Source organism: Peribacillus aracenensis (assembly GCF_025175645.1).
Taxonomy (GTDB): domain Bacteria; phylum Bacillota; class Bacilli; order Bacillales; family DSM-1321; genus Peribacillus; species Peribacillus aracenensis.
Genome location: NZ_JANZMJ010000019.1, coordinates 92,537 through 105,739, shown reverse-complemented (window position 1 = coordinate 105,739; position 13,203 = coordinate 92,537). Strand labels below are relative to the sequence as shown.

General features: G+C 35.3%; 13 protein-coding genes and 1 pseudogene. 5 read left to right on the top strand and 9 right to left on the bottom strand.

From position 1 onward, the window contains the following. Positions 1-240 precede the first annotated feature (240 nt). Together N0M92_RS18505 and N0M92_RS29475 are read right to left on the bottom strand one after the other, a co-directional pair. Positions 241-525 carry a DUF5643 domain-containing protein gene (locus N0M92_RS18505; protein ID WP_260287216.1) on the bottom strand — a complete coding sequence of 95 codons (285 nt, stop codon included), beginning with the start codon at positions 523-525 and terminating at the stop codon, positions 241-243. 27 nt (positions 526-552) lie between these two features. After that, positions 553-948, bottom strand: coding sequence for a UPF0715 family protein (locus tag N0M92_RS29475; protein ID WP_397443877.1), 396 nt, complete (start codon positions 946-948; stop codon positions 553-555). Positions 949-1,082: 134 nt separating this feature from the next. On the opposite strand from N0M92_RS29475, the gene N0M92_RS18500 reads away from it, so the two are divergent. Beyond that, the gene (locus N0M92_RS18500; RefSeq protein ID WP_260287213.1) at positions 1,083-2,462 is read left to right on the top strand and encodes a DUF3238 domain-containing protein; all 1,380 of its coding nucleotides are present in this window, start codon (positions 1,083-1,085) and stop codon (positions 2,460-2,462) included. A gap of 262 nt (positions 2,463-2,724) precedes the next feature. Here N0M92_RS18500 and N0M92_RS18495 read toward each other — a convergent pair whose 3' ends face one another. The 7 genes from N0M92_RS18495 to N0M92_RS18465 form a co-directional block, all read right to left on the bottom strand. Then, entirely contained in the window at positions 2,725-3,279 is a 555-nt protein-coding gene (locus N0M92_RS18495; protein WP_260287212.1) for a recombinase family protein, read from the bottom strand. 634 nt (positions 3,280-3,913) lie between these two features. Continuing rightward, positions 3,914-5,215: an MFS transporter gene (locus tag N0M92_RS18490; RefSeq protein WP_260287211.1), complete on the bottom strand. Its 1,302-nt coding sequence runs from the start codon at positions 5,213-5,215 to the stop codon at positions 3,914-3,916. A 16-nt stretch (positions 5,216-5,231) separates the two neighbouring features. Further along, complete coding sequence (locus N0M92_RS18485; RefSeq protein WP_260287210.1) at positions 5,232-5,849, bottom strand: flavodoxin; 618 nt, start codon at positions 5,847-5,849, stop codon at positions 5,232-5,234. A gap of 150 nt (positions 5,850-5,999) precedes the next feature. Then, complete coding sequence (locus N0M92_RS18480) at positions 6,000-6,449, bottom strand: NAD(P)H-binding protein (RefSeq protein ID WP_260287215.1); 450 nt, start codon at positions 6,447-6,449, stop codon at positions 6,000-6,002. Positions 6,450-6,471: 22 nt separating this feature from the next. Next, complete coding sequence (locus N0M92_RS18475) at positions 6,472-6,624, bottom strand: Rossmann-fold NAD(P)-binding domain-containing protein (RefSeq protein ID WP_260287209.1); 153 nt, start codon at positions 6,622-6,624, stop codon at positions 6,472-6,474. Beyond that, positions 6,621-7,487 (bottom strand): aldo/keto reductase, encoded by an 867-nt coding sequence (locus N0M92_RS18470; protein WP_260287208.1) that lies wholly within the window; start codon positions 7,485-7,487, stop codon positions 6,621-6,623. Before N0M92_RS18470 ends, N0M92_RS18475 begins: the two co-directional genes overlap by 4 nt. A gap of 76 nt (positions 7,488-7,563) precedes the next feature. Beyond that, a complete protein-coding gene (locus N0M92_RS18465) occupies positions 7,564-7,983 on the bottom strand; it encodes a MerR family transcriptional regulator (protein WP_260287206.1) in 420 nt (139 codons plus the stop codon). Positions 7,984-9,288: 1,305 nt separating this feature from the next. On the opposite strand from N0M92_RS18465, the gene N0M92_RS18460 reads away from it, so the two are divergent. From N0M92_RS18460 to N0M92_RS18445, 4 genes and pseudogenes are all read left to right on the top strand, one after another. After that, entirely contained in the window at positions 9,289-9,927 is a 639-nt protein-coding gene (locus tag N0M92_RS18460; RefSeq protein ID WP_260287205.1) for a LysE family translocator, read from the top strand. Positions 9,928-10,197: 270 nt separating this feature from the next. Next, positions 10,198-11,628 (top strand): IS4 family transposase, encoded by a 1,431-nt coding sequence (locus N0M92_RS18455; RefSeq protein WP_260287204.1) that lies wholly within the window; start codon positions 10,198-10,200, stop codon positions 11,626-11,628. A gap of 656 nt (positions 11,629-12,284) precedes the next feature. Then, the gene (locus N0M92_RS18450) at positions 12,285-12,452 is read left to right on the top strand and encodes a spore germination protein (protein ID WP_260287203.1); all 168 of its coding nucleotides are present in this window, start codon (positions 12,285-12,287) and stop codon (positions 12,450-12,452) included. 517 nt (positions 12,453-12,969) lie between these two features. Then, positions 12,970-13,146: pseudogene (locus tag N0M92_RS18445) on the top strand (DUF2179 domain-containing protein); the annotation flags it as partial. Positions 13,147-13,203: the final 57 nt, after the last annotated feature.

Genomic DNA, 13,203 nt, shown 5'->3' with positions numbered 1-13,203 from the left:
TCCAATGATACCTAGCCTTATATGAAGTTCGTGTTCCTCAGACCGGAGGTTTGCCGCTTGCTTCCTTCAGATTCCACGTCACCGTGGACACCCTTGCATTAAGCTAACCACTACTACTGCCTTCATGATTCGGGACTTTCACCCTATAGATTGCACCCATGCCGGGCGCACGAAAAAGAGCTGAAGTACCAGCTCTCCTTTTAACAATGAACAAAGCTCTTGGATGATTCATTTAGGTTCTCATTGAGGTATTTTCACTTTAAAAGATTCAAACTCGACAGGCTGTAAAGAATCCCCTTTAAATTCTAACTCTTTAGATTCACCATTTTCGTCAAATTCCACTCCTCCTCCATCCGTTGGAAGTGCTAAATAAGGTGTGATCGTCAATTCTTTGACACCCTCACTGACGGGGTCAAATTTATTCTGCCCATTAAACACCATTATCCCCTTATGGCGTTTACCTGTAACAGGACCTGAATGCGAGGTGATTTCTTTACCATTTTCGTCCGTCATACGGAAATCTATAAAACGTGGTGCGTACTAAAAACTTTTTTAATTGTATCGTTTTAAGACAAAAACGGAATTCCAAAACCAGTAACTAAGACCTAACCCTAGCCATATTACATACATAATCCAACCTTCGGCTATAAACATTTTGGATTCCATAGAAATAATTCTCTCAAAAAAGGTTCGGTCTATAATTTGAATCACAAAAAAAGTAATTAATAGGTAGGCTATTAGACCAATAATGCTAAATGGCTTTTTTCTGCGATTTAATAACAGAGAGAACGGAAAAGCTGAGACTAAATAAATTAGGAAGACGAATCCAGAAACTACGAAAATTAATGGCAAATAGCCACTAATTGACCCTTCCGTGATAGTAGCAATCATATAAATGTGAGCAAAAGTAATACTAGATAACAATAATGTGAGGAAATATTTTTTCATCTTTTATCCACCCTTTGTGTTTTATTACACTATTATGACTATTATACCGTTTTTCCATAATTGTACCATTTTCGACATGTTTTTATGTTATATTATAAATGTTATATCCAATATAAGGAAAGCGAGGAAGAAACTTGAAGTTATATTCACTTTTAAATCGAAAAAGATTTAATCCCAAGTATTTAGTTTTACCATTTGTTCTCACAGGTTTTGTCTATGGTGGTAACTCAGCTTCTGCTGAAAGCAATGTCGATGTCATTTATTCAAACGAATCTATAACACTTCAATTTAATCAGAATGCTGATTTTTATGAATTGTATAAAGAGGGGAAGCTAGTCTACAAAGGTAGTGATAAAAATTTTGTAGATAAGAATATCAAAGAGGGTCAACGCTATAAAATAGGTGTCTATAATAATAATAAACTTGAAGATGTGATTAACGTAAGGACCAATAAAAATGAGGACATCGTTCAAACAAAATCACCTCAGATGAGGTCTGTTGCTTCAAGTGAGCAAGATAGTCAGGACCTATTGATGAAAGAAGAAGTAAATAATAGCTACGTTGAATCCGTAACATCGGCTAACTCTGTGTCATTAGAGTGGAGCGCACTTCCGGATAATGATGGCATATATGAAATATTTAGAGATTCTAAAAAAATTGGAGAAACAAAAGAATTACAGTTTGTTGATACAAATGTTGAGCCGGATAAGCGCTATACATATGACATTGTAGCGGAATCCGAAGTCGATGAAAGTACAAAAGAAAAAATAAATGAAGAAATTAAAAAACAAAATAGTACACCTGACGCGGCACAACTTCACGAATTGTATAATACAAAAGGCATGCTTACAAAATTGGTTGATACTCCTTCAATTGATAAAAATTCTTTAACCGAAAAAACACCCGTCTTTGAAGGTGAAGAATCGTCGACTATAGGCACAAGGGCGATCCCTAAATCCGAAGAATACTCTTTTAGATATACCACATTTATACCGCAAAAATCTGTCATAGACTTTTTATCTCCCGGGAATTGGTTAAAAGGGGATAATCGTGGGTATGATCCATATTCAACAAAATTTCGTACAAACACAGAAGTCAATGTAGGATTTTGGATGCCTTTTATGACTCCATTTTTAGAAACTGGAAAATCTCATAGGTGTGATACAAGTGCATGTACGAAAGTTATAAAAGAAGACCAAGCAAGCACAAGCGGTATCAAAGTAACAAAAGATATTGTTACTACATCAAAAATGCGTTGGAGAGTGAATCATGATGTAGGCATTCCGTTTGGTGCTATCTATCCCAACATTACGTATTACTATGATGCGGTTCTTACAAAGACCACATTTAACGTGAATGGATCTCATGATAAAGCTCCAGCTCACGAATTCTATATGTTCTCGGCCACTTCCAGTGGTTATAATACGCTTCACCGAACAACGGTAGATTCCACTTGGGATTTCACATTGCTCGCCCCTGGAGCTCCGCAGACGAATTTTAAAGTTTCTCTTTAATTTTATTCCATTAAGACATCTCGTTTACGAGGTGTTTTTTTATTGGTCGAGTCAATACGACATCGGATTTAACGATGATCCCCACAGCACGCTGAAACAAGAACTGGATAATGACTTCACAATTGTCCTGACTTCGATTGAAAAATACCTTGCCTACAGCGACCAGGTATTTGACAGCACGTTCTAGGACATCGAAAAGGGAATCATTGAAGTTCACACCGGTATGGGCTTTTATCAAAGGATTAGCTGGGTTTCTTCATTTTTACTGCTTTTCTAAATAGCGATAAATCGTTGTTCGAGATACGCCCCATTTTTCTGCGACGTCTTTAATCGGTGTACCATTTTCAATTAGGGACTTCATCATTTCAATATCTTTCGGTCCAAATTTTTCAGGACGTCCACCAAGACGACCACGTGCTCTAGCTGCAGCTCGTCCGGCAGCCGAACGTTCCTCAATTAAATTACGTTCAAATTCCGCAAATGCCGCAAACAAATGAAACATCAATTGGCCTGTGGCATTGCTTTTTTCCATTGTTAAATTTTCTTGTAGACTGTGGAAGCCCACACCACGTCCATTTAAGTTATTCACAATTTGAATTAAGTCTTGCATATTGCGTCCTAATCGATCCAATCGCCATACTACAATCGTATCGCCTTCACGTGCATACTGAAGTGCTTCCTCTAAACCAGGACGCTGTCTTTTTGCCCCACTCATTTTATCATCGAAAAATTTGGAACAGCCATATAGCGTAAGAGCGTCCATCTGTAAATGTAAATTTTGCAATCCCGTCGACACACGTGCATATCCAATTAACACTCAAATCACTCTTTCTTTTTTTCCTCTTATATTTATTGTAACATAAGATAAAAAGAGATAGGTTATTGAACGTAGAATAATGAACAAAGTTTTGTTACGAGAAAGGCAATTAAAAACGTCCTTTTCAAATCGAACAGTGGTGTGTTCAGAAAAGGACGAGTTTTGGATCAAATAATAACTTATTTATGAAATGTGTGCTTTTTTAACTTTGTTCCACAAATGGGGCCATATTGTTGAATAACACCTAGATATCTAGGTAGGAGTTTTGTGAAACTTTGTACTTAAAGTAACTGAGCAGATTAGCTTAATAAGAAGTATACTATTGCTCAAACTTTGTTCTAAAGCTACAACTGGAAGGTTAATAATAATTATCCATATAATAACCAATATGTTAGCATTATGTTGTTTAGATTATGAATAAGGTTTGAGAAGAGGGGGGTACTAATGTTAGGCGGGATCTATTGGGTGAAATGTTAGTTCATCTTTTTGTCATATAGCTAATAGTTTTAATCACTGTATATTTATTTGTCAATGTCAAAGATTTTAAAAAAATAAATCCCTGCCAAGATAAAGATAGACAGGGATTTATTTTGTTTATCATTAAATTAATCATTTTTGCTCTGTTCAGAAGTAATCAATATTTCTTTTCATTCACAAAAATAGCAACCACCAGTATAGAAGCGAGTGTAAATAACGTCATGAACCAGATTTCAATAGAAAAATCATTAGTAGCCGAGACAATTAAAGATAAGCCGATTGGCCCGCCAATTTGATGCATGGTATTTGTAACGCCACTCGCAATACCAGCCAGTTCAGTTGGCGCTTCATGAACGCCTGCTGAGGTGACCGGTGCTAAAATCAGTCCTTGCCCCAAACCCAGTATTAACATAGGAATGAGAATAGTACGCCAATAACCATTGGCTGGGTTAGAGAAAGCAAGTAAAATTAACCCAGCCACTAATATTATCTCACCAACAAGTAAAACTTTGCTATTTCCAAATTTTGCGGTTAATCGTGGTAATTGCATGGCTATGATAAAATTGACGATTGTCAGAGGTAAAAATGCCAGACCCGATTGTAAGGCCGAAAAGCCATATTGACTCTGCATCATTTGCGGTAAAAAGAACCAAAATGGCAACATTGCCATCATAAATAAAAGCCGTGTGGCATATGCACCGGATCGTATCTTATTTTTAAAGAGTGATAATGGCAAAATGGGATATGGAACGCTTCGTTCCCAGAAAATGAATAAGCCTAAGATAATCATACCGGCAATGACGAATATACCTTTGCTTTCTGTCAATCCATATATGATACCAATTAATCCTGTGATTGATAATAAACTACCTAGATAATCAATGCTTTCTTTTCGTCGTTCTGAATTTTCTACGTACCTTACTGTTAAGAAAAACAGAAGAAGAGTGAACGGTACATTTATCAGGAAACCAGCCCGCCAAGAAATCAAGCTAGTCAACCCGCCGCCAACTAATAAACCGACACTCGAACCAATTCCTGCTGTTGCGCCATAATAAGAAATAGCACGCTGTCTCATATTGTTCTGATACGCATCCATGATTAATGCGAGGGTTGTAGGTGCAATAATCGAGCTGCCAATCCCTTGAATGGCACGCATAGCAATCACCATCTCAGGTGTTCTTGATAGACCAATGATTAGTGAACTGATCCCAAAAATGAACAGCCCAAACAAAAAAATACGTTTTCTTCCCAGCAAATCAGAAAGCCGTCCACTTAGAAGTAAGAAGCCTCCGAATGTGAGCGTATACGCACTTGATACCCATGAAAGTGCTGCGGCAGATAAGCCCAGGCTTTCTCCTATCTGTACTGAACTAGTAAAAATGATCGAGTTATCCATTAATATCAAAAAGTAGGATAGTAATGTAATCGGTAAGGTGATTCCAAATTTTTCTTTATTCAACTTTTTTAACTTCTTTCTATTTCTTTAATTGTTTAATTCTCTCTAGCCAAGTATCTATTTCCTTTGATACCTCAGCTTTATTTTTACCTTTAATTGCAAGCATGATACCGTTAGTTTCTTCTCCGCCCTTTACAGTATATCCTTCTAGAACTTTCGCTCCTTTAGCACCAGCATTTATCTGTCTAAAGGTTGAACCAGAACCGTAACCGCCATTCGTGTTAAATGGAATCACCGTTTTCCCCTTAAAATTATAACTATCTAAAAATGAAACTACCGATTGAGGCAAAGCCATGTTCCATGTGGGCGCTCCGATAAAAATACGATCATAGTTCTCAAAATTAGTAATGATTGTTTTTAATTCTGGTAGGGTAGCACTCTCTTGTTCTTGCGCATTTTGTTCTACTTCCATTCTGTAATCCGTTGGTCTTGACTCTTTTGTTTCAATTTGTACGAGATCTCCACCAACTTTTTCTTTGATAAGTTCAGCAACTGCCTTAGTATTTCCCGTCCTTGAATAATAGACAATCAATGTTTTTGAATTTTTTATGGTTGTTCCTTCCTTTTCATTCTGATTTATTGTTTTTGGTAGAATAATGAAACCGACGATAATGACGCATATAACTGTTATTAGCAAGAAAATATAATTTTTCTTAATTATCTAAATCTCCACCTTTGTACTGTGTTTTTCCTCCATAAAAAGGCTGTGACATAGTACAAATAATGGACTATGTCACAGTTTTTTCTATTCATTCTGCTGATTGATTTACATCATACACTGCTTAAATCAATAAAAATCAGGTTTTGGTTTATTTTCTGAGCCAGGTTCCCATAAGCCGATACTTGCTCGGATATCGTTTCGTTTGCCTGTAATATTATCGATAACAAATTGAGCAATTGCATATCTTGTAATTTGAGCGCCTAAAAATGGTTCTCCTTTTGGGCTTGCGACATAATCCTTTCGTTTGCCATTATATAACCAAGTCATCCGCATATAAGTGTAATCTAAATCACTTGCTTCAAGTGATTCTACTCCGCGGTTATGAGCAACCGATCCGCCCATCATTCGGCTATTCCATGTGGCAAAAGGTTCCGCAACTTCGCCATATACACTTAATACACCTGCTTGAATGATACGCTTAACGCCAGTTTTATGCATTGCTTCAATGACTGTTCCTGTAATTTTTTTATTGTCAAAATTCATATAAACAATCTCTTGGTTTTGCATGGCATTCACCAAATCTGATACATTCCCCCCATCACCAGAAATCTTTTTTTACATTCGGATAGGGTAGACTAGTTGCATGACGACCAAACAATGTTAGTTTCAGATCAGCTTGTTCTTGTAAAAGTGGTATCAGCACTTCTGGAATTTGACCGCCTGCACCAATGATAAGGATATTTTTCATCATTTTTCTGTGTCCAACATGCGATTCATGAACCATTCAACTTGTTGTGGCGCATCATGATCAAAGAAAGCTGATTCTTTCATATCTAAAGCAGCTATTTTTTCAATATCTTCTTTTGAAAGTTCAAAATCAAAGATATCAATGTTTTCAGCCATTCGTTCTGGACGAACAGATTTAGCCAATGCAACAATTCCTCGTTGCATTAACCAGCGAAGCACGACTTGTCCAACAGTTTTGCCATATTGTTCTCCGATTTCTGCTAATACAGGATTTGTGAATAGATCGTGACGTCCTTCTGCAAATGGAGCCCAAGCTTCTACTTGTACACCATATTTTTCATGCCATTTTTGATCTTCAATTCTCTGATTCCAAGGGTTCACTTCAATTTGATTGATTTGAGGCTTCACTTCATTCAGCCCAACAAATTCAATCATCTTAGCTGATTTGAAATTTGAAATACCAATTGCACGCAATTCACCTGCTTTTTGCGCTGTAACTATTGCTCTCCATGCTCCATAAACATCGCCATAAGGTTGGTGAATTAGATAAAGATCAAGATAGTCTAGCCCCATAGTATCAAGTGAGTGTTCAATCGTCTCAGTTGCTTTAGATTCCGGTGCTTGTAAAATAAACAACTTAGAGGTTACAAAAAGTTCTTCACGTGTAACAAGCCCTTCGTCAATTGCTCGTTTGATACCTTCACCCGTTTCTTTTTCATTTCCATAAATAGAAGCCGTGTCGATCAAACGATATCCTGCTTTGATTGCTTGATAAACTGCTTCAGCTGTTTCATCCAATGGAATTTGGTAAACTCCAAACCCTAATTGTGGTATTTCCACACCATTGTTTAATTTGATTGTTTGCATGTTGTTTTCCTCCTCTAGCTTTGATTACATTACCTATCCTAAACCTTGGAGTTAAGTCCATGGCAAGGAAAAAGTTTTATTTTTTTCGTTCCCACAATTTTTCAACTTTATAAGGTGCCATTACACCTGTCTTGAATTTTGCGAGATGCTCATCATAAGTTTCAATTTTATAAACTAGTAAATCCCTAACTTCCTGCATTACGGCTAACTTTTTATCCAGCTCCTCCAACTGATCAAATAAAATCTGTTTTTGAGCTTCTTCTACATTTTGCGTTTCTCGTAATTGGGCCAACTGGGCAAACTCAATTAAGGATTCAACCGATAATCCGGCATTACGCAAATTTTTAGCTAAATAAATCCAATTCAAATCCTTCGTCGTATAGTCACGATATCCACTTGCATTTCGGTGAACAGGTGGGATAACACCTACTCGTTCATAATATCGGAGTGTATCAACACTTAAATCAAACATCTCAGCTGCTTTTTTAATATTCATCGAATATTCCTCCTTACTTATATAAACTATAATAAACCTTTGAGCTAACTCCAATGCAAGGATACAGTTATAATTAAAACCCTCACTCTTATAAAATTGATTTTGTTATCAATATGCCCATTTTGGGAACATTCTACATAAATAGTTTATCCTTTATAATATTTTATTGAGTTCTTATTGTAGGATTAAAGTGTTCATAAAATCAGTGTTTTCTTATTCCACAAAGCTAGGTAATAGTTAATTAGTGAATAAGTATTCTTGAAAAGGCGGATATGTTAGTTTAACAAGTGAAAGCATTAAAGATCTTCAACAATCGGGCGCGATTGTTGAGCAACGAAAAAAGCCTAATTTCTCAATTTTAATGAGAAATTAGGCTTTTTATATTTACTTATAGTGCAAAATAGCATTTAAAAAGTGTGCATTTTATCTCTTAAAGTGACATAAGTGAATCTAAGTATTTTCATTAATCTCTAAAACTTATAACTTTTAGATGGAAAAAAGGCTTCTTTGCTCGACTTTTCGGAAAGTGAACAAAGAACCTAAAAAAAATAAAAAAGGGGGTATGACCAACCCTGCTTAGTTTGTCATACCCTCATTATACAATAATTACCTTAACAGTTAAAATCATACAGACTCTCACCAGGGATTTTCTTTTATAACCCATTTTTCAATAAGGGGTTCCACCACATAGCCAGCAATCCAATATTTTAAGGTATCCCCAGAACTAAAATTTTCTCTCTCTCTAGTTGTTTATGAGAATTTAGCTCATTTTTTTCGTTTTGGGGGTAACCAGTTTTGTTAGCTTGATGGGCATGTGGCGGTACCCCATCACTATCAAGCTAACATTTTGAAGTACCCCCAAAATGATAAAAATAAGCTTCGTTGCTATCAAAGATAAAAAATTTCGTTCTGGGGTATTGAAAATTTTTAACTTGATGGCGATGTGATTCAGTCCTTCTTCAATAAATTGTAAGTTAAAACATTCAAATTGCATTAAAATACATGTATAACATATTGCATATTTAGACAATTTAAATGTCTATTTTATGTATGGATATTATATCAAAGTTTATTGAAGGAAATTTCTATTAATAAGCACTTTAATACTTCTAAGAAGATTAATAAGTGTATAGAGATAAATAAATATGTAATATCAAAAATGACTTGATTAGAATTATATATTATGATAATATTCATCCCACGTCCTTTTTGAATATTTATTCATTAATAGGAGAGAAAATTAATTGAACCCCTATATAATACTTCAAATTGGATTATTTTTCCTACAAAAGGGGAGTATAGTAAATGGAATTATCAAATCTTTGGTTATTTTTAGTTACAGTCGTTCTATTATTAGTTATTCCAGGTCCATCAGTTTTGTATATTATTGCTAGAAGTATTGATCAAGGTAAAAAGGCTGGACTAGTATCAGTTTTAGGGATGTCTACAAGTGCAGCAGTACATACTTTATCTGCTGCAGTTGGAATGTCTGCAATTCTTATGGCATCTTCAACGGCATTTAATGCAATAAAACTACTAGGAGCTGTATATCTTATTTATCTGGGGTGTAAGACATTGCTTTCGTCGAAAGAATCTTCTACTTTTAATACTACTAAAACCAATCACAAAAAGTTAACGAAGGTTTTTTATGAGTCTGCTATAGTAGGAATCTTTAATCCTAAAACTGCACTGTTTTTTCTAGCTTTCTTTCCTCAATTTATTTCGCCTACAGGTGGATCGATTCCATTTCAATTTTTGATTTTGGGGAGTGTTTTTATTGTAATTGCTTTTGTTAGCGATAGTATGTATGTATTGCTTGCTTCCAGTATTCGAAATTGGATTAACGGTAGTCCAATGAGAACAAAAATTCAAAATTGGCTAACTGGTGGAACATACATTAGTTTAGGAATAGTAACAGCTGTTGCTAAGAGTTCACAAAAATAATGTGGAAAATTATTAAATATACAATCTCCAAAAGAAGCCATATGTTAACTTTAAAAAGTTTGACCATTTCTAAAATGAAAATCCGAAATCGATTTACGATTTCGGATTTTACTTATTGAACAGGAAAAGCAGAAGTTGTATCACATTCCCTTCATGTTAAAACAATCGGTATTCCTTAAAGTGAAAAGGTAAGCTAACAAAAAGAAATACCCTCAAAATGAAAAACGTTATTCTTTCTGTAGAATCATAGGAAAGGATGGCGTTTTTTGTATGTCTATTTCAGTATCTGACGAACTACAACTATTTGCACAGGAGATTCAGAGTCTTTTATCCCCAAATACCTTGCAGAGTCTAGCTAGAGATGTTGAGTTTGTACAGCGAACAAGTAAGTATCGAGCACAAGATTTAATAGCATTATGCGTATGGATAAGCCAAAGTGTAGCAAACACTTCCTTAACCCAGTTATGTAGTTGTTTAGAAGCATCAACAGAAGTACTCATAAGTCCTGAAGGACTAAATCAAAGATTTAACGCCGCAGCCGTGCAGTTTCTACAACAAGTATTAGCTAAACTTCTGAACCGAAAATTATCTTCATCTAGGTTATTTTCTTTTCCATATAATTGTATTTTCAAGCGTATTCGCATCTTAGATTCCACTGCATTTCAACTTCCAGATGTATTTTCATCGGCCTATCCTGGTGCAGGAGGTTGTAGCCATAAGGCTGGTGTGAAAATTCAACTTGAATATGACCTTTTAAGTGGACAGTTTCTCCATATTCATACAGGACCAGGTAAACAACATGATCGAACCTACGGTTCTTTGTGCGTCCCAACTGTAACAGCGAATGATTTATGTATCCGAGATTTAGGTTATTTTCATTTGAAAGATCTTCAACATATACAAGATAAAAAGGCTTATTATATCTCACGTATCAAATCGAATACACGTATTTATCAACAAAATCCTAACCCTGATTATTTTCAAGATGGCAGAATCAAGAAAGGTACAGAGTATATCCAGATAGATATGGAGGTTTTAATGAACTCTCTTCAACCAGGACAAACATGTGAAATATCCGAAGCTTATGTAGGAATGACTGATAAAGTACCAACTCGTGTGATTGTTCATCGACTAACAAAAAAACAACAACAAAAACGATTACAAGATCAAACTGTAAGAGAAAAAAAGAAAGGAATGAAGTATTCTGCTCGTAGTAAACGACTTAGCGGTATCAATGTATATATGACAAATACTCCTACAGATATTGTCCCGATGGGACAAGTACATGATTGGTATTCTTTACGTTGGCAAATCGAAATTTTATTTAAAACGTGGAAATCATTCTTTCATATTCATCATTGTAAAAAGATAAAACGAGAACGATTGGAATGCCACTTGTATGGGCAACTGATTGCCATTCTACTCTGTTCTTCTACCATGTTTCAAATGCGGCAATTACTTCTTATGAAAAAGAAACGAGAACTGAGTGAATATAAGGCCATTTATATGATTAAAGATTACTTTCTTCTTCTTTTTCAAGCTATACAGAAAGACACCCAAGAGCTATCAAAGATTCTAATTCGCCTGTTCAACCTCCTACAGCAAAACGGGAGAAAATCTCATCGGTACGAGAAGAAAACAGTCTTTGATATATTAGGTATCGTTTACAATTATACCATGTCTGATAATCAAGCGGCTTAATTCAAAAAAATGAAACCCGTTAGGGTTTATTTTGTATGCAAATCTTTAAATTCCCTACACATAACCTTTAGAAAAAAGAAACAATCTCTACTATAATTGACGTTGTATGAGCTTAGCTTGATAGCGATGTGGCGGTACCCCTTTAAGGGATATATTAACACAACTACCTCTATTCAATGAAAAAAGGTGCTTTGTAAATCTTCAAAGGAATAAATATGTCTAGGTTCTTGAATCTAGACATAATGAACAATATATCCTACTAAATACAAATTGTGAATATATAGCTATTTTGGATTCCGATATTCAAATATATTCTATCGAGATTACTTTTAAAATACATAAAATATAAAAAGGTTCTGCCGATAGTGCTTAGAACCCACAACACTTTGAACCAGTTAAGAATAGAAAAATAGGTCTGTAACTAAGGAGTTTTGGCGTTAAACAGCGATCAAGCATTATATTGACAAACACATATTTTTGATTTAAAAAAACTAATCCCCTTAATTCGAAATCCAGCCTTGGGCTTATCTGCTCCTTTTTAGTGAACATTCACCCTCTTACATGGAAATAAACATAGGTCCAAAAACAATCTAGTCTAAACTAGATTACTTATTATCAGGATTAAATCAACTGTAGACGTATGCTTAACCAGTAGTGTGCTGTTAATTGTCGTTGCATTATCGGCCCTTACTTCTTTCACTACTCCCGTCTATCAGATGAGTATTACTATTCATTTAATCCGATTTCCTTTTATTTTATTCATCCAATATTTAGGACATTGGATGTTGCAGTATATTTTGGTTTTGCTTTGTCCCATTTGTTAAGCCTTTTTCTCCGTTAGAAAGGTCTTATCTAAGTCCTGTTTTTCCACTTAGATTAAAGGATTTAAAAGATGCCCTTTTCCGGTTGCCTTTTAATAAGGAGCGAATGCGTCTCTGTAAGCAAGTTCAGAACAACCAGTCAGATTTATGGACCCGGCAAAAGGAATGAAAAAACCCAGATATTGAAGATTAATGCCGAGATAGGATTACTTATTTCCATGATAAAAGAAAATCGTCAGTCTCCTTTTTTTATTTTTTATTTATTACACTCCATACAATTGAGTAGGCATACTTGGATTTGAACAATATACAGTGTAATCTTCTGGGCAAGATTCATTAATTTCTATTTTAGTTTCCGAGGTTTCATTTATATCATCATATGGATGTTCTACGTCAAAGGGAAAAGTGATATAACGGTTATACATAAAAAGCTCTTTGAAGTGGAGGGGCACATTCTATCACTGGTATTTATCAATTATTTGGCTTTTATCGTTACAATCACACGCAGATAAGTGGAGGTTATTTACACGGTGAAGATGCCTTTATTGGAGATGAAAAGAAGGTCATTTTCTGTATAATTACCAGACTGGAAGAATCTAAGTTAACTACAATTGTTGAAGAAATCGACCCTTCTTCTTACCAATGGCAAACGTCGCGGAAGTGCGGTGGTCGGTTCAAAAAGAGAGATATTCAATGAATGGCAGCCCCAACATTTTGAGGCTGACTTTTGTTTATGTCATCGCAAGAATACTGT